Raw genomic sequence first — 17,374 nt, 5'->3', positions numbered from 1 at the left:
GGTATTCGTCGCGCCTCCCGATCAATGGAGTGGAAACGGGCTCAACGAATTGTGTTCAACATATTGAACTCAGTTCAGAGGGTTGATACAGTCCCGGTGTCGGGAGACCCCAGCCGATCAAAGGAGATGGCCGTGACCACTGCACCCACCGCACCGCCCGTGCCGCAGGACGACCCCGAGTACGCCGCCAATCTGCGGAGGGCGACCCTCGCCTCCAGCATCGGCAGCGCGCTCGAGTACTTCGACTTCGCGCTCTACGGGCTGTCGACGGCGCTGATCTTCAACGTCCTGTTCTTCTCGCAAGACAACCCGGCCCTGGCCACGGTCGCCGCTTTCGCGACCTACGGCGTCGGCTTCCTGGCACGTCCCTTCGGCGGACTCTTCTTCGGCGTGCTCGGCGACAAGCTCGGCCGTAAGTGGGTCCTCGTCATCACGATCGTGCTGATGGGCGGGGCGTCCACCGCCATCGGCCTCCTGCCCACGTACGAGGCCGTCGGCATCCTCGCTCCGATCCTGCTCGTGATCATGCGACTGCTGCAGGGCTTCGGCGCCGGCGCCGAGCAGGCGGGGGCCACGGTCCTCATGGCCGAATACGCCCCCGTCAAGCGCCGCGGATTCTTCTCGGCCCTGCCCTTCATCGGCATCCAGGCCGGAACGCTGCTCGCGGCCGTCGTGTTCAGCCTCATCTCGCTGCTGCCCGAAGACCAGCTGCTCAGCTGGGGCTGGCGCGTGCCATTCCTCGCCTCGTTCGTGCTGATCCTCCTCGCGCTGTTCATCCGCATGCGCCTGCGCGAGACGCCGACCTTCATCGAGCTCGAGAAGAGCGAGCAGATTGCCGAGCGGCCCGTGCGCGACATCTTCACGCGCGGTCTGCCCGGAGTCATCGTCGGTATCGGGCTCCGCATGGCCGAGAACGGCGGCTCCTACATGTTCAACACCCTCGCGCTGACCTTCTTCGTCGCGTCGGTGGGGGGACAGGCCGACCGCAGCCTCCTCACCTGGGGGGTCACCCTCGGCTCGCTGATCGGCATCTTCTCGGTGCCGCTGACGGGCGCCTTGTCCGACCGGATGGGTCGTCGCACGGTGTACCGCGCGGGCGCGGTGTTCATGCTGCTGTTCACCTTCCCCGCCTGGTGGCTGATCTCGCTCGGGAGCTACCCGATCACGATCGCCGTCGTCGCGATCGGTATCGGCGTCGCCGTCAACTCCATGCTCGGACCCCAGTGCGCGATGCTCCCTGAGCTGTTCGGCAACCGCCACCGTTACCTCGGCGTCGCGATGGCGCGAGAGATCTCGGCGGTGCTCGCCGGTGGCCTCGCGGGTGTGCTGGGCGCCTACATCATCGCCGTCAGCGGCGCGAACTGGCTGCTGCTGGCGATCTACATGGCCACGCTCGCCCTGATCACCACGGCATCCACCTTCCTCGTCCCCGAGACGCTGCGCCGCGACCTCACGCGCACCGACGACGCGATCAAGGTGTCTCGCGAAGAGGCCGGCGAGGGCGTGGACGCCACGACCGTCACCGTGCGGACGATCCGATGACGGCCGCGTTCGACCTGACCGGGCGGCTGGCCCTGGTCACCGGTTCCAGCCGCGGCATCGGCCGGGCCCTCGCGCAGGGCCTCGCCGAGGCGGGGGCCACGACGCTCGTGCACGGACGGGATGCCGAGACCGCCGGACGCGCGGCGGAGGAGATCTCCGCGTCGACCGGGGTGGCCGCTCACGCGGTGACCTTCGATGTGGGGGAGTCCGGCGCTGTCGACGAGGGCGTCTCTCTCATCGAGCATCGCTACGGCGTGCCCGACATCGTCGTGAACAACGCCGGCATCCAGCGGCGCGCGCCGATCGCGGAGTTCGCCGACACCGACTGGGACGACCTGGTGCGCACGAACCTCTCGAGCGCGTTCTACGTCTCCCGACGTGTGGCCGGCGGCATGATCTCGCGCGGATCGGGCAAGCTCGTGCAGATCGGTAGCGTCCAGTCGCAGCTGGCCCGCCCTTCCATCGCGGCGTACGGCGCGACGAAGGGAGCGATCACGATGCTCACGAAGGGCCTGTGCGCCGATCTCGCGCCGCACGGCATTCAGGCCAACGCCATCGCACCCGGGTACTTCGCCACGGAGCTGACCCGGGCACTCGTCGACGACGAGAAGTTCTCCGCGTGGGTGCGCTCGCGCACGCCCGCGGGGCGGTGGGGGAACACCGGCGACCTGGTGGGGGCGCTGGTGTTCCTCTCGAGCTCGGCGAGCGACTTCGTCAACGGCCAGACGATCTTCGTCGACGGCGGCATGACGGCGGTGGTCTGATGCGCATCGCTCGCGTCGAGACCCCCGCCGGGGTGCGCACGGTCCGTCTCGCCGACGACGGGTCGTGGATCCCGATCACTGATCCGTACGCAGCGTTCGCGGACGGCCGCCGCCCCGCCGACGAGGGCGACCCGGTCGCGGGACGTCTGTTGGCTCCGTGCGAGCCGATCGTGGTCGTCGGCATCGCGCAGAATGGCCCCGATCATGCCGCTCCCGTGCAGGCATGGCTGAAGAGTCCGCGCACCGTCACCGGGTCGGACGCGTCGGTGGCGCTCCGGCGCGACGCGGGCACCACGGTCGCCGAAGCCGAGATCGCCGTCGTCATCGGTCGCGACACCACCGGGTTGACGGCGGCGAACGCCCACGAGTACGTGCTCGGCATGACTGCCGTCAACGACCTGTCGAGCCCCGACCGGTCGGTCCTCGATCCGCGCAACTTCGAGTCCAAGGCGGGCGCGGGCTACACACCGCTCGGGCCGTGGATCGACACCGGGTTGTCGCTCGATGCCGATCTGGCTCTGGCGCTCATCGTCGACGACGAGCCGGTCCGGCAGACCTCCGCCGCGCGTCTGCCGGTCTCGCTGAGGGACTGCCTGGCCTACGTCGCCGGGTGGAACGTCCTCGGCCCGGGCGACGTCATCATGATGGGGGCACCGTTCTCCGCCGCACCGATCCACCCGGGTGCGCGGGTCGACGTCGTCGTCGCCGATGTGCGCCTTCGCACCGCAACTTTCTGAGGAGAACCGTGACGAATCTCGCCGTGGTGGCCCACGCCGCCGACGACCTCCGCATCGACGACATCGGTGAGCCGACCCCGGATGCCGATGAGGCCGTCGTCGCCGTCTCATTCGGGGGTGTCTGCGGCTCCGACCTCCACTACTGGCGACACGGGGCTGCGGGAGCATCGATCCTGCGGGAGCCGCTCGTCCTGGGCCATGAGCTGTCGGGGGTGGTGGTGCGCGCCGCTGCCGACGGAAGCGGGCCCGCCGAGGGCACGCCGGTGGCCGTGCACCCGCTGACTCCCCGCGACGACGGCGCGACGCCGTGGCCGCGGGAGCGCCCGAACCTCGCGCCGGCCTCGACCTACCTGGGCTCGGCCATGCACCTCCCGCACACGCAGGGCGGGTTCGCCGAGCGTGTCGCGCTCCCCACGCGCATGCTTTTCCCTCTGCCGGCGGGGCTCGATCTCGCCACGGCCGTGCTTGCGGAGCCCGCGGCGGTCGCGTGGCACGCCGTCGAACGCGCCGGAACGGTCACGGGCCGACGCGTCGCGGTCATCGGGTCGGGTCCCATCGGCCTGCTCGCCGTGGCCGCGGCTCGCCACCACGGTGCCGGCGAGGTCGTCGCCACTGATCTGCACGAGCTTCCGCGCCGTCTGGCAGCGGCTCGCGGGGCGCGTACCCTCGACGCGCGCGACGCGGCGGCGATCGAGGCCCTGCACGCCGACGTCGTGATCGAGTCGAGCGGCACCGTCCCCGGACTCGCTGCGGCGGTCGCGGCGGCGCGGCGCGGCGGGACGGTCGTTCTGCTCGGGCTTCAAGCGGCGGGCACGGTAGCGGCGCCGATCGCGACGGCGATCACACGGGAGCTGACGCTGACCGGGTCGTTCCGTTTCGGCGGCGAGTTCGGCGAGGTGCTGGCGGCGCTTGCCGACGGGTCACTCGCCGTGGAAGGCATCGTGACGCACGTGACGCCCGTCGCTCACGCCCTCGACGCCTTCGCGACGGCGGCGGACGCGTCGCGATCGTCGAAGGTCGTGCTCTCGTTCGGCGGAAACAACTGAACGACCCGTCACGCTCCCCGGAGGCGGGGTGACGACGATCGAGCTCGTCCTCACGAACCGGTCCGCATAAGGGTCGGCACAGCCCGGCGACCGCGGAGCGGCTCCGCCGGGGGCAAGCCGCGGTTCCGGGCGTCAGTGCTTCTTGTAGTCCGTGGTGCGGCCCATCGAGAACAGGGCGCCGACGGTGCCGAGCAGGCCGAATGCGGCGATGCCGCCGATGACCCAGAGCACGACGTGAGAGAAGAAGCCGCTGTCCATGATGATCCTCCGGGTGGGTTGTGGCCGTTCGATCCTACCGTCGCTCCGCGGGCGGTCCTGCGCGCGCCCCGGCGGCGGGGTCGTGGTGCGGCCCCGCGCGCTGGTAGACTTCCGGGGAACTTCGGCGAGGGATGCCACCTCGTACGCCGTACGGCGCGCTGGGCATCCGTGATCGACGCAGTGATGCAGGCTCCCGGCTTTCCTCACGCGCTCGCGTTCGAGTCGAATCCAGACCACACAGGTGCGGACCTTGTCCGCTCACAAGCTGCGGGACACGAGCCCGCGAGGAGAACATCATGTCGGAAGACAACAAGGTCGTCGTAGAACTGCGCGAGAACTTCGGCAAGGGCTTCGCCCGTCGCCTCCGCGCCGCGGGCAAGATCCCCGCCGTCATCTACGGTCACGGCACCGAGCCCCAGCACGTCGCGCTGCCCGGTCACCAGACCGCGCTGCTGATCCGTCGCGCCAACGCGCTGCTCGACCTCGACATCGCGGGCAAGAGCCAGCTCGTCCTCGTCAAGGATGTCCAGAAGGACCCCGTGCGCCAGATCATCGAGCACATCGACCTCATCGTGGTGAACAAGGGCGAGAAGGTCCAGGTCGACGTTCCCGTCGTCATCACCGGCGAGCCCTTCTCGGGCACCATCGCCATGCTCGACGCCACGTCGGTCTCGCTCGAGGTCGAGGCCACTCACATCCCGCAGAACGTCGAGGTCGATGTCGAGGGCGCCGAGGATGGCACCCAGATCACCGCCGCCGACCTGAAGCTGCCCCAGGGCGCGACCCTCGTCACCGAGCCCGAGACTCTCATCGTGGGTGTCTCGATCCCGCTCGACACGATCGCCGCCGACGAAGAGATCGCCGAGGCCGACGCCGAGGTCGCCGGGGAGCAGTCCGAAGAGGCCGAGACGGCCGAACAGGGCGACGACAAGTAATTCCCGAGGGCCGTTCACCGGTCCGACGACGACGAGGGGGCGCGGATTCGCGTCCCCTCGTTCGTTTCGCCGCGCGGCGCACCGCGTCGTCGCGTACGGTCCCCACCCGGACCCGGAAGGATGGATGCCATGGCAGACACCTGGCTCATCGTGGGTCTCGGCAACCCCGGCCCGCGCTACGAGGCGACGAGGCACAACATCGGTCAGATGGTCATCGATGAACTCGCCGCCCGTCGCCGCGAAGCGTTCCGCGCGCACAAGGCCAACGCGCGAGTGGTCGAGACCTGGCTGCGGCCGGGAGCGGCGAAGCTCGTGCTGGCCAAGCCCAACAGTTTCATGAACGTCTCCGGCGGCCCGGCCGCCGGCCTCGCCCGGTTCTACGACATCGGCCCCGAGCGGATCGTCGTCGTGCACGACGAGCTCGATATCCCCTACGACACCATCAAGCTCAAGACCGGCGGCGGTCACGGTGGTCACAACGGCGTCCGTGACATCGCGAAAGCGCTCGGCACGCCCGACTTCCCCCGGGTGCGGGTCGGAATCGGTCGCCCGGTCGGCCGGCAAGATCCCGCGGACTGGGTGCTCGACCCCTTCAGCGCCGCCGAGCGTCAGACCCTGCCCATCCTGGTCTCGGATGCCGCGGATGCCGTGGAGCTGTTGGCCGACGAGGGCCTCGTCGCCGCGCAGCAGCGCTTCCACGCTCCGCGCGCCTGAGCGAAGGGCTCATACCGAGCCGGTCACCGGTGTGGTCGGGGTCGCGAGCGTGGTGGCCGTCCCCTCCGAGTGAAGAATGTGACGATATGGCCCGGTCGCCGCGAGCCCTAGCGGCAGGAGCGCGGCGTCGAGAGCGGCCCAGGTGTCCCCGAGGTCGACGGGCCGTTGTGCGAGCCGGACGCTCGCCGCGCGGGGCGCTCCCGGGATCGTGATCACGTCTGTTCGGGCCGCCTCGCAGACCGCGGTCACGGCGATCACCCGGGGGTCCGTCGTCCCGTCGTAGACGAGGGCGACCTCCGCCCCTGCCGGTGCGGCCATCCGATCGAGCACCGCGCGCACCGCCGCGGGAATCTCCGACTCGTGCGCCACGGACGTCCGCAGGCCCGGGCCCGTGAGCGGGGGGAGCGCTTCCAGCGTCAGCGTCGTCGCGATGTCGTGGTGCCCGCGGTCGAGCGAGGCGATCCTGCTGTCCAGACGGCGCAGGGCGGCGTTGTCGCGGGCGATGCTGGCGGAAAGCGTCGATCGCCTCGCATCGAGGACTGCGCGCAGCTTCGCGTGGTCCGTCCGTGAGTCGAGCAGGACGCGGATCTCTTCGAGTCCGAAGCCGTTGGCACGGAGGGCGACGATGGTCAGCACGCGTCCTTCCTGCGCGAGGTCGTAGGAGCGGCGTCCGGTTGCCGGATCGACGTCTGCGGGAGGCAGAAGGCCGGTGGCCTCCCAGTGGCGCAGCATGCGTGGCGTCGTACCCGTTTGCCGAGCGAGTTCACCGATCGAGACCATGACGACAGTCCACACCCTGCCACGGTGTCAGGGGCAACACCGAGACGGCGAACGGCCCCGGTCGCGAGCAACCGTGGCCGTTCGCACCGAGGGTCAGCTCACGTCGAGACGCCGATCGCCGCGCCTGCGGCCAGGGCGATTCCGACCACGATGCCGCCGAGCACAGATAGCACGACGGCGCCGATGCCCCACCCACGACCGCGACTCTTGATCGCCGCGACGATGCCCTGGACGAAGCCCCACAGGCCGAGAACGGCGTACACGGCGAAGGCGACGATGGTCAGGATGCCGAAGAGCGCGGCCGCCTGCTGGACCTCCGGTGGGAGGGCGTTCGGGTCGACCCGCTGACCGGCGTCGGCGTAGGGCGCGAGGGCCGCGCTCTGCATGCCGGCGATGAGAGCGATGATCGAGCCGCCGACCACGCCGACCAGCGAGACGACGAAAGCGCCGAGCCCGAGCTTGTTTCCGCCCTTGGGGTTCGCAGATGCCGGGGGGACGTAGGCAGGAGCCGCGGGGGCGGGCACTCCTGCGGGGGTGGCGCGGTAGGCGTCGTTTCGCGCGACGGGCTGCTGGTAGGGCTCGGGGGGCGGCGGTGTCGTGCTCACGGAGTGCTCCTCTGGTCTTCGATGGGCGAACAGGCCCTGTCCCGAAGTCTAGGAACCGACTGGCGGGGGATCGCGGGGTGGACGGTCGCCGATTCGGAGCGATGTCGCCCACTGGGGCGAGGAGCAGTCCGCCCGGGGATCAGACCGACGAACCGCCGGAGGGGACGCTCGCCAGCCCTGCCACGATGGCGATGAGCGTGAGCCCGCCGAAGATGGCGGGTCCCAGAACCGCGATGACGAGCCCGGCGATCCCGGCGCCCCGCCCGGACCGCCGCACGATGGCGACGATACCGAGCACGAGCGCCGTGAGACCGATCACGGTTCCCGACCAGAAAGCGACCTCGCCCAGCAGCACCAGATCGCGGACGGGGGAGAGGACGCGCCAGTCGAAGCCGTTCGACGACATGGTGGTCAGCCCGGGGGCCGCCCCGCGCGCCGAGCGGAACGCCGCGAATCCTCCGACGGCGGATGCCAACACCGCCGCGACGACCGAGAGCGCGAGCGCCCAAGTTCCCAGGGGTCGACCGCGGCGCGTCGGCTCCGGGGGAGTGAGCAGCGTCCCGACCGGCGGCGCCGCGTGGGGAGCGGCGAAGACCGGACCGTTCGGAGCGCTCGGCGACGTCATGCGGCCAGCCTACGAGACACGGATCGCCCGCCGTGTTGTCCACCCCGTCCCGATGTCGGAGCCCCCGCGTAAACTCTTCCGAGTGACAGTTCCCGGGATCGTTCGCGCCCTCGAGCAGGCTGAGTCGTATCGTGAAGCCGCTTCGGCTGCTTCCTCCGACCTGTCTCTCTCCCTCGTCGATGGCCTCGACGCCCCGGTCATCGCCGGCCTCGTCGAACGGCGCCGCTCGGCGGGTGGCCCCGGTGCCGTGTTGGTGATCGCCCCGACCGGTCGACGAGCCGAGTCTCTCGGTCCGGCTCTGGATGCCGTCCTCCCCGGCGCACAGGTTCTGCACTTTCCGGCATGGGAGACGCTGCCGCACGAGCGGCTCAGCCCGAGCCCCGAGACGGTCGGCCGACGCCTCGACGTCCTGCGCCGGATCGCCGCGTGGGACGGCACCGCCCCCCTTGTCGTGACCGCATCGGTGCGCAGTGCTCTCCAGCCGCTGGCTCCCGGGCTCGGCGATGTCGAGCCGATCGAGCTCGTCGTCGGCGGGCGTGGACTCGAGCTCGAGGGCGTGATCACACGGCTCGTCGAGCTCGCGTACCACCGCGTCGATATGGTGTCGCGCCGCGGCGAGTTCGCGGTGCGCGGCGGCATCCTCGACGTGTTCCCGCCCGTGGCCGATCATCCCTACCGCGTCGAGTTCTTCGGCGACGAGGTCGACCAGATCCGCGCCTTCTCCGTCGCCGACCAGCGTTCGCTCCCCGGCGAGGTCACCTCTGTGATCCTTGTTCCCAGCCGCGAGCTGCTGCTCACGACCGAGGTGCGTGCCCGGGCCGCCGAGCTCCGCGACGGCTACCCGGGCCTGCGTCAACTGCTCGAGAAGATGGCCGAGGGCATTCCCGCTGAGGGGATGGAGTCGCTCATCCCGGTGCTGGTCGACGACCTCATCACCCTTGTCGACTACCTCCCCGGCGGCAGTGCGGTGGCGCTCGTCGACCCCGAGCGTTCGCTCGCCCGCGCGACGACGCTCGGTGACACCAACCGCGAATTCCTCGAGGCTGCCTGGTCGGCGGCTACGGCCGGCGCGGACACCCCGGTCGACCTCGGCTCCGGCGATTTCGTCACCCTCGACGACCTGCACGAGAAGGCGAGCGGGCGCGGCGGTGTCTGGTGGCAGCTCAGCGCCTTCGACTCGGGAGCGGCCGATGCCGAGGACGAGGGGCTCATCGTCCGAGACGACTCGACCCACCGCATCAAGGCCGATCCCGTTCCCTCCTTCCATGGCAATGTCGAGGGCGCGACCGCTCACGTCGGCACGCTGATCAGCGACGGATGGTCGGTCGTCGTCACGGCATCCGGTCCGGGAATGGTCGATCGCGCCCGCGACGTGCTCTCGGAGCGCGGAATCGCGGCGCGTCGTGTCGACGACGTGCGTCTGGCGCCTGAGACGGGTGTCGCTCACGTGGTGTGCGCTCCTCTCGAACGCGGATTCCAGCTTCCCGAGGCGAAATTCGCGGTCATCACGGAAACCGAGTTCTACGGACGCTCGGTCAGCGGCGACAACCGCGGCGTGAAGAAGCTCGCTTCCCGCCGTCGCAACGTCGTCGACCCTCTGCAGCTCAAGCCCGGCGACGTCGTCGTGCACGCGACGCACGGAATCGGCAAGTTCCTCGAGCTCACCCAGCGCGAGGTGTCGAGTGGTGGCCGTCACGCGGTGAAGACGACGAAGGAGTACCTCGTCCTCGAGTACGCGCCGGCCAAGCGCGGCTACCCGGGCGACAAGCTGTTCGTCCCCACCGATCAGCTCGATCTGCTGTCGAAGTACGTCGGCGGCGAGGCGCCCACTCTGTCGAAAATGGGCGGCAGCGATTGGGCTGCCGCCAAGGGGCGCGCCCGCAAGGCCGTTCGCGACATCGCGGTCGAGCTGGTGAAGCTGTACTCGGCGCGCATGGCGTCGAAGGGCTACGCCTTCGGTCCGGACACCCCCTGGCAGCGCGAGCTCGAAGAAGCATTCCCCTTCGCCGAGACTCTCGACCAGCTTCAGACGATCGATGAGATCAAAGCCGACATGGAGAAACCCATCCCCATGGATCGTCTGCTCTCGGGCGATGTCGGTTTCGGGAAGACCGAGGTCGCGGTCCGCGCGGCCTTCAAGGCCATCCAGGACGGCAAGCAGGTCGCCATGCTCGTGCCGACAACGCTGTTGGTCAAGCAGCATCTCGAGACCTTCGCCGAGCGTTTCGCCGGGTTCCCCGTCACCGTGCGGCCACTGTCGCGTTTCCAGACCGACAAAGACGTGAAGGCCACCCTCGCCGGCCTCACCGACGGCACCGTCGACATGGTCATCGGGACCCACCGCATCCTCACCGAGAAGGTGATCTTCAAGGACCTCGGTCTCATGATCATCGATGAAGAGCAGCGCTTCGGCGTCGAACACAAGGACCAGCTGAAGAAGCTCAAGACCAACGTCGACATCCTCGCGATGAGCGCCACACCCATCCCGCGCACGCTCGAGATGGCGGTCACCGGTATTCGTGAGATGTCGACGCTCGCGACTCCGCCGGAGGACCGGCACCCGATTCTGTCGTACGTCGGACCCCGCAACGACAAGCAGATCGCGGCGGCCATCCGGCGCGAACTGCTGCGAGAGGGCCAGATCTTCTACGTGCACAACCGGGTGTCCTCGATTCAGCGGGTCGCTGCGCACCTCGCCGAACTGGTCCCCGAGGCGCGCATCGTCGTCGCCCACGGGCAGATGGGGGAGCACGCGCTCGAACAGGTCGTCGATGACTTCTGGGAACGTCGTGCCGACGTGCTCGTATCGACCACGATCATCGAGACCGGCCTCGACATCTCGAACGCCAACACGATCATCATCGATCGCGCCGACAAGTACGGGCTCTCGCAACTGCATCAGCTCCGCGGTCGAGTGGGCCGCGGTCGTGACCGCGCCTACGCGTACTTCCTCTACGACGAGATGAAGCCCCTCTCCGAGACCGCGGCCGACCGCCTCGAGACCATCGCCGTCAACAACGACCTGGGTTCCGGCATGCAAGTGGCTCTGAAAGACCTCGAGCTCCGCGGTGCCGGCAATCTCCTCGGTGCCGAACAGGCCGGGCATATCGCCGGCGTCGGTTTCGACCTGTATCTGCGGATGATCGGCGAAGCGGTGTCGACGTTCCGAGGTGAGGACGTCGACGGACCCACCGAGCTGCGGCTCGAGCTCCCCGTGGACGCACGCCTGCCCGAGTTCTACATCGACAGCGAGCGGCTGCGTCTCGAGGCGTACCAGAAGCTGTCGGCTGCGGCGTCAGGTACCGCGAAGGCCGACGCGATCGACCTCGTGGTCGACGAACTCCGCGACCGGTATGGGGAGCCTCCTGCGGAGGTCGAAGGTCTCATCGCGGTCGCGCGCCTGCGTCGTCGTGCGGCACAGGCGGGCTTGGCCGATGTCGTCGCCATGGGGTCCAATCTGCGCGTCGCCCCGGCCAACCTGCCCGATTCCATGCGCGTGCGACTGCAGCGGCTGTACCCCAAAGCAAAACTCGTCGCCAATGGAGATGCCATGGTGGTGCCGCTTCCACAGGATGCCGACGACGCGAACCTCATCGCGTGGGTGCGCCAGTTGCTCGATGCGCTGTGGCCGCTGCCGGTAGACAAGAACGCGGAGACCGCGAACGCCTGAGCGTCGCCCGCCTCGCGGATGATCGAGGCAGGAGCCCGGCCGACTGTTCGTCGGCCGGGCTCCGTCGTAGGACCGTGTCATTCTCGGGGCGAGGGGTGGCGACACGCCCGGGCGGAGGCCTCGATTCGACCGATCCGAACTCCCGACGTAGTGTTTTACCTGTTCGCCCCACAGGGGAGAGCGGAGAGGCCGGAAGGCCCCGCTTCGTCTCAAGTGGCGGACTGTCCAGAACCTCATCGTTTCGGTGTAGGGTTTTGGTTCTGGTCTTCGACCGGGTTTCACGACGTTGATCTTTTAGAGGTCCCACGGTGAGAGCCTTGAGGTTTGAATGATCGAATAGGTAGTGAATTGCCTCACGGGTAGGTCGGGAGACTGTTTCTGTGGGTGCGTCCGTTCCTTGAGAACTCAACAGCGTGCACTTGTCAAATGCCAATTTATTCCTCGTCGGTCTGACTTTTGTTGGATTGCGAGAAATTCCTTTGGATCAAAGACCAGCCCTTCCGGGGGTTGGCATATGAATTCGTCAGTTTTGATGTTTTCTCTTTGGTCAGTTTCAAACTCGCTATGACTGTCGTTTTCCCGGTGGTTGTATGCATTTCTTTTTTACGGAGAGTTTGATCCTGGCTCAGGATGAACGCTGGCGGCGTGCTTAACACATGCAAGTCGAACGGTGAAGCCAAGCTTGCTTGGTGGATCAGTGGCGAACGGGTGAGTAACACGTGAGCAACCTGCCCTGGACTCTGGGATAAGCGCTGGAAACGGCGTCTAATACTGGATATGAGACGTGATCGCATGGTCGTGTTTGGAAAGATTTTTCGGTCTGGGATGGGCTCGCGGCCTATCAGCTTGTTGGTGAGGTAATGGCTCACCAAGGCGTCGACGGGTAGCCGGCCTGAGAGGGTGACCGGCCACACTGGGACTGAGACACGGCCCAGACTCCTACGGGAGGCAGCAGTGGGGAATATTGCACAATGGGCGGAAGCCTGATGCAGCAACGCCGCGTGAGGGATGACGGCCTTCGGGTTGTAAACCTCTTTTAGCAGGGAAGAAGCGTAAGTGACGGTACCTGCAGAAAAAGCGCCGGCTAACTACGTGCCAGCAGCCGCGGTAATACGTAGGGCGCAAGCGTTATCCGGAATTATTGGGCGTAAAGAGCTCGTAGGCGGTTTGTCGCGTCTGCTGTGAAATCCCGAGGCTCAACCTCGGGCCTGCAGTGGGTACGGGCAGACTAGAGTGCGGTAGGGGAGATTGGAATTCCTGGTGTAGCGGTGGAATGCGCAGATATCAGGAGGAACACCGATGGCGAAGGCAGATCTCTGGGCCGTAACTGACGCTGAGGAGCGAAAGGGTGGGGAGCAAACAGGCTTAGATACCCTGGTAGTCCACCCCGTAAACGTTGGGAACTAGTTGTGGGGACCATTCCACGGTTTCCGTGACGCAGCTAACGCATTAAGTTCCCCGCCTGGGGAGTACGGCCGCAAGGCTAAAACTCAAAGGAATTGACGGGGACCCGCACAAGCGGCGGAGCATGCGGATTAATTCGATGCAACGCGAAGAACCTTACCAAGGCTTGACATATACGAGAACGGGCCAGAAATGGTCAACTCTTTGGACACTCGTAAACAGGTGGTGCATGGTTGTCGTCAGCTCGTGTCGTGAGATGTTGGGTTAAGTCCCGCAACGAGCGCAACCCTCGTTCTATGTTGCCAGCACGTAATGGTGGGAACTCATGGGATACTGCCGGGGTCAACTCGGAGGAAGGTGGGGATGACGTCAAATCATCATGCCCCTTATGTCTTGGGCTTCACGCATGCTACAATGGCCGGTACAAAGGGCTGCAATACCGTGAGGTGGAGCGAATCCCAAAAAGCCGGTCCCAGTTCGGATTGAGGTCTGCAACTCGACCTCATGAAGTCGGAGTCGCTAGTAATCGCAGATCAGCAACGCTGCGGTGAATACGTTCCCGGGTCTTGTACACACCGCCCGTCAAGTCATGAAAGTCGGTAACACCTGAAGCCGGTGGCCTAACCCTTGTGGAGGGAGCCGTCGAAGGTGGGATCGGTAATTAGGACTAAGTCGTAACAAGGTAGCCGTACCGGAAGGTGCGGCTGGATCACCTCCTTTCTAAGGAGCATCTGGCATCCGGGGTTTTCGAATCGTGGGTGTCCAGGCGCCAGTTCAACACCGAATGTGTGTTGCTGGTAGCTCATGGGTGGAACATTTGATGGGGTGCTCATGCCGATGGTTCGGGTCTAGTACGCAGCTTGCTGTGGGAACGGTTCGGGTTGGAGGGGTGGGTACATGCACGCTGTTGGGTCCTGAGGGGCCGGGCGCTGGTTGCGCTAGTCGGAAGGCTGGTGTGGTTGGTGGCTGTTCCTCGTGGGCCTTCCCTGCTGTCACGGTTGTGGCGTGTGGGGTGGGTACCGCCCGTACTTTGAGAACTACACAGTGGACGCGAGCATCTTCGACATGACTTTTTGGTTGTGTCGTGAAGATGATCTTAAAGATCATTAGTCAATTTTTGACGATTCAACTCATGTGATTTCAAGTCTTTAAGAGCAAACGGTGGATGCCTTGGCATCTGGAGCCGAAGAAGGACGTAGCAATCTGCGATAAGCCTCGGGGAACTGATAAGCGAGTTTTGATCCGAGGATGTCCGAATGGGGAAACCCCGCCAGGGCGCGTGCGTACCTGGTGACTCCCGCCTGAATATATAGGGCGGGTAGAGGGAACGTGGGGAAGTGAAACATCTCAGTACCCACAGGAAGAGAAAGCAAAAGCGATTCCGTAAGTAGTGGCGAGCGAAACCGGAAGAGGCTAAACCTAGCGTGTGTGATAGCCGGCAGGCGTTGCATGTTGGGGGTTGCGGGACTTTTCTGATTGTTCTGCCGAATGATCGACGTGACAAGAGGGTATAGACGAACGGTTTTGAATGGCCGGTCATAGAGGGTGCGAACCCCGTAGTCGAAATGCCTGTTCTTGGCGTGAGAAGTATCCCAAGTAGCACGGGGCCCGAGAAATCCCGTGTGAATCTGTCAGGACCACCTGATAAGCCTAAATACTCCCAGATGACCGATAGCGGACAAGTACCGTGAGGGAAAGGTGAAAAGTACCCCGGGAGGGAGTGAAATAGTACCTGAAACCGTTTGCTTACAAACCGTTGGAGCCTCCTTAGTAGGGGTGACAGCGTGCCTTTTGAAGAATGAGCCTGCGAGTTAGCGATACGTGGCGAGGTTAACCCGAGTGGGGTAGCCGTAGCGAAAGCGAGTCTGAATAGGGCGATTCAGTCGCGTGTCCTAGACCCGAAGCGAAGTGATCTATCCATGGCCAGGTTGAAGCGACGGTAAGACGTCGTGGAGGACCGAACCCACTTAGGTTGAAAACTGAGGGGATGAGCTGTGGATAGGGGTGAAAGGCCAATCAAACTTCGTGATAGCTGGTTCTCTCCGAAATGCATTTAGGTGCAGCGTTGCGTGTTTCTTGCCGGAGGTAGAGCTACTGGATGGCCGATGGGCCCTACAAGGTTACTGACGTCAGCCAAACTCCGAATGCCGGTAAGTGAGAGCGCAGCAGTGAGACTGTGGGGGATAAGCTTCATAGTCGAGAGGGAAACAACCCAGACCACCAACTAAGGTCCCTAAGCGCGTGCTAAGTGGGAAAGGATGTGGAGTTGCTTTGACAACCAGGAGGTTGGCTTAGAAGCAGCCACCCTTGAAAGAGTGCGTAATAGCTCACTGGTCAAGTGATTCCGCGCCGACAATGTAACGGGGCTCAAGCACGCCACCGAAGTTGTGGCATTGACATTTTTGGTAGGCCTTCGTGGTCCAGCCGTGTTGATGGGTAGGAGAGCGTCGTGTGGCGAGTGAAGCGGCGGGGTGACCCAGCCGTGGACGCTACACGAGTGAGAATGCAGGCATGAGTAGCGAAAGACGTGTGAGAAACACGTCCTCCGAAAGACCAAGGGTTCCAGGGTCAAGCTAATCTTCCCTGGGTAAGTCGGGACCTAAGGCGAGGCCGACAGGCGTAGTCGATGGACAACGGGTTGATATTCCCGTACCGGCGAAGAACCGCCCCAGTCAATCCAGTGGTGCTAAGAGTCCTAGCTCACGCTTTAGCGGATCCCTTCGGGGTGAGGCGGGTGTGTGTGAACGCTCGACCCCATGCTGGTGCGGCTAGCGTATTAACAGGTGTGACGCAGGAAGGTAGCCCAAGCCAGGCGATGGTAGTCCTGGTGCAAGTGCGTAGGCCGACTCTTAGGCAAATCCGGGAGTCATGAGGCTGAGACACGATGCGGATAAAAAGTGGGTGATCCTATGCTGCCAAGAAAAGCATCGACGCGAGGTTCTAGCCGCCCGTACCCCAAACCGACTCAGGTGGTCAGGTAGAGAATACCAAGGAGATCGAGAGAATCGTGGTTAAGGAACTCGGCAAAATGCCCCCGTAACTTCGGGAGAAGGGGGGCCATCCACTTATTAGGACTTGCTCCGAAAGGGTGTGGTGGCCGCAGAGACTAGTGGGTAGCGACTGTTTACTAAAAACACAGGTCCGTGCCAAGTCGCAAGACGATGTATACGGACTGACGCCTGCCCGGTGCTGGAAGGTTAAGAGGACCGGTTAGCCGTAAGGCGAAGCTGAGAATTTAAGCCCCAGTAAACGGCGGTGGTAACTATAACCATCCTAAGGTAGCGAAATTCCTTGTCGGGTAAGTTCCGACCTGCACGAATGGCGTAACGACTTCCCAACTGTCTCAACCGCGAACTCGGCGAAATTGCATTACGAGTAAAGATGCTCGTTACGCGCAGCAGGACGGAAAGACCCCGTGACCTTTACTACAGCTTGGTATTGGTGTTCGGTGTGGCTTGTGTAGGATAGGTGGGAGACGGTGAAGCATTCACGCCAGTGAGTGTGGAGTCATTGTTGAAATACCACTCTGGTCACTCTGGATATCTAACTTAGGACCGTGATCCGGTTCAGGGACAGTGCCTGGTGGGTAGTTTAACTGGGGCGGTTGCCTCCCAAAATGTAACGGAGGCGCCCAAAGGTTCCCTCAACCTGGTTGGCAATCAGGTGGCGAGTGTAAGTGCACAAGGGAGCTTGACTGTGAGACTGACAGGTCGAGCAGGGACGAAAGTCGGGACTAGTGATCCGGCAGTGGCTTGTGGAAGCGCTGTCGCTCAACGGATAAAAGGTACCTCGGGGATAACAGGCTGATCTTGCCCAAGAGTCCATATCGACGGCATGGTTTGGCACCTCGATGTCGGCTCGTCGCATCCTGGGGCTGGAGTAGGTCCCAAGGGTTGGGCTGTTCGCCCATTAAAGCGGTACGCGAGCTGGGTTTAGAACGTCGTGAGACAGTTCGGTCCCTATCCGCTGCGCGCGTAAGAAGTTTGAGAGGATCTGACCCTAGTACGAGAGGACCGGGTTGGACGAACCTCTGGTGTGTCAGTTGTTCCGCCAGGAGCACCGCTGATTAGCTACGTTCGGGATGGATAACCGCTGAAAGCATCTAAGCGGGAAGCCGGCCTCAAGATGAGACTTCCATACCTTTATGGTGAGAGGCTCCCAGCCAGACTACTGGGTTGATAGGCCGGATGTGGAAGCGTAGTAATACGTGAAGCTGACCGGTACTAATAAGCCGATGACTTGATAACACACCTGTTTTTGGTGCTTGCGTCCACTGAGTGGTTCTCGATGTACG

At 64.7% G+C, this 17,374-nt stretch carries 11 protein-coding genes and 2 rRNA genes; 9 read left to right on the top strand and 4 right to left on the bottom strand.

Annotated elements, in window-relative coordinates; all coding sequences use genetic code 11:
- Positions 1-126: 126 nt before the first annotated feature.
- The 4 genes from OVA17_RS00065 to OVA17_RS00050 are packed head-to-tail and all read left to right on the top strand — an operon-like array spanning position 127 to position 4,089.
- Complete coding sequence (locus tag OVA17_RS00065; protein ID WP_210074097.1) at positions 127-1,542, top strand: MFS transporter; 1,416 nt, start codon at positions 127-129, stop codon at positions 1,540-1,542.
- Positions 1,539-2,306: an SDR family oxidoreductase gene (locus OVA17_RS00060; RefSeq protein WP_267787489.1), complete on the top strand. Its 768-nt coding sequence runs from the start codon at positions 1,539-1,541 to the stop codon at positions 2,304-2,306. Before OVA17_RS00065 ends, OVA17_RS00060 begins: the two co-directional genes overlap by 4 nt.
- On the top strand, positions 2,306-3,043 hold the full coding sequence (locus tag OVA17_RS00055; protein ID WP_267787488.1) for a fumarylacetoacetate hydrolase family protein: 738 nt from the start codon (positions 2,306-2,308) through the stop codon (positions 3,041-3,043). Before OVA17_RS00060 ends, OVA17_RS00055 begins: the two co-directional genes overlap by 1 nt.
- An 8-nt stretch (positions 3,044-3,051) precedes the next feature.
- Positions 3,052-4,089: a zinc-binding dehydrogenase gene (locus tag OVA17_RS00050; protein ID WP_267787487.1), complete on the top strand. Its 1,038-nt coding sequence runs from the start codon at positions 3,052-3,054 to the stop codon at positions 4,087-4,089.
- A gap of 132 nt (positions 4,090-4,221) precedes the next feature.
- Here the strand turns inward: OVA17_RS00050 and OVA17_RS00045 are convergent, their stop codons facing one another.
- A complete protein-coding gene (locus OVA17_RS00045; protein WP_267787486.1) occupies positions 4,222-4,347 on the bottom strand; it encodes a hypothetical protein in 126 nt (41 codons plus the stop codon).
- 296 nt (positions 4,348-4,643) lie between these two features.
- Here OVA17_RS00045 and OVA17_RS00040 point away from each other — a divergent pair, with 296 nt between their 5' ends.
- On the top strand, positions 4,644-5,282 hold the full coding sequence (locus OVA17_RS00040) for a 50S ribosomal protein L25/general stress protein Ctc (protein ID WP_210074105.1): 639 nt from the start codon (positions 4,644-4,646) through the stop codon (positions 5,280-5,282).
- 129 nt (positions 5,283-5,411) lie between these two features.
- Positions 5,412-5,996, top strand: a complete 585-nt coding sequence (pth, locus tag OVA17_RS00035) for an aminoacyl-tRNA hydrolase (RefSeq protein WP_267787485.1) — start codon at positions 5,412-5,414, stop codon at positions 5,994-5,996.
- 9 nt (positions 5,997-6,005) lie between these two features.
- On the opposite strand, the gene OVA17_RS00030 is transcribed toward pth, so the two are convergent.
- From OVA17_RS00030 to OVA17_RS00020, 3 genes are all read right to left on the bottom strand, one after another.
- Positions 6,006-6,776, bottom strand: a complete 771-nt coding sequence (locus OVA17_RS00030; RefSeq protein WP_267787484.1) for a MerR family transcriptional regulator — start codon at positions 6,774-6,776, stop codon at positions 6,006-6,008.
- Between the two features lie 98 nt (positions 6,777-6,874).
- The gene (locus OVA17_RS00025) at positions 6,875-7,381 is read right to left on the bottom strand and encodes a hypothetical protein (protein ID WP_267787483.1); all 507 of its coding nucleotides are present in this window, start codon (positions 7,379-7,381) and stop codon (positions 6,875-6,877) included.
- Between the two features lie 139 nt (positions 7,382-7,520).
- Complete coding sequence (locus tag OVA17_RS00020; protein ID WP_267787482.1) at positions 7,521-8,006, bottom strand: hypothetical protein; 486 nt, start codon at positions 8,004-8,006, stop codon at positions 7,521-7,523.
- Between the two features lie 82 nt (positions 8,007-8,088).
- On the opposite strand from OVA17_RS00020, the gene mfd reads away from it, so the two are divergent.
- The 3 genes from mfd (at position 8,089) to OVA17_RS00005 (ending at position 17,327) form a co-directional block, all read left to right on the top strand.
- Positions 8,089-11,676 carry a transcription-repair coupling factor gene (gene mfd / locus OVA17_RS00015; RefSeq protein ID WP_267787481.1) on the top strand — a complete coding sequence of 1,196 codons (3,588 nt, stop codon included), beginning with the start codon at positions 8,089-8,091 and terminating at the stop codon, positions 11,674-11,676.
- A gap of 602 nt (positions 11,677-12,278) precedes the next feature.
- Positions 12,279-13,800: ribosomal RNA gene (locus OVA17_RS00010) — 16S ribosomal RNA — on the top strand.
- A gap of 418 nt (positions 13,801-14,218) precedes the next feature.
- Positions 14,219-17,327: ribosomal RNA gene (locus tag OVA17_RS00005) — 23S ribosomal RNA — on the top strand.
- The 16S and 23S rRNA genes sit together here, the layout of an rRNA operon.
- Positions 17,328-17,374: the final 47 nt, after the last annotated feature.

The organism is Microbacterium sp. SL75, from assembly GCF_026625865.1.
GTDB lineage: Bacteria > Actinomycetota > Actinomycetes > Actinomycetales > Microbacteriaceae > Microbacterium.
Note: the sequence above shows the minus strand (reverse complement) of the source record. Positions and strands in the feature narration are given on the sequence as shown.

Bases quoted from the DNA above. Each gene is read 5' to 3' on its own strand.
- OVA17_RS00055 (WP_267787488.1), top strand. From the start codon at position 2,306: ATGCGCATCGCTCGCGTCGAGACCCCCGCCGGGGTGCGCACGGTCCGT.
- OVA17_RS00020 (WP_267787482.1), bottom strand. From the start codon at position 8,006: ATGACGTCGCCGAGCGCTCCGAACGGTCCGGTCTTCGCCGCTCCCCAC.
- OVA17_RS00060 (WP_267787489.1), top strand. From the start codon at position 1,539: ATGACGGCCGCGTTCGACCTGACCGGGCGGCTGGCCCTGGTCACCGGT.
- OVA17_RS00045 (WP_267787486.1), bottom strand. From the start codon at position 4,347: ATGGACAGCGGCTTCTTCTCTCACGTCGTGCTCTGGGTCATCGGCGGC.
- OVA17_RS00030 (WP_267787484.1), bottom strand. From the start codon at position 6,776: ATGGTCTCGATCGGTGAACTCGCTCGGCAAACGGGTACGACGCCACGC.
- OVA17_RS00040 (WP_210074105.1), top strand. From the start codon at position 4,644: ATGTCGGAAGACAACAAGGTCGTCGTAGAACTGCGCGAGAACTTCGGC.
- pth (WP_267787485.1), top strand. From the start codon at position 5,412: ATGGCAGACACCTGGCTCATCGTGGGTCTCGGCAACCCCGGCCCGCGC.
- OVA17_RS00065 (WP_210074097.1), top strand. From the start codon at position 127: ATGGCCGTGACCACTGCACCCACCGCACCGCCCGTGCCGCAGGACGAC.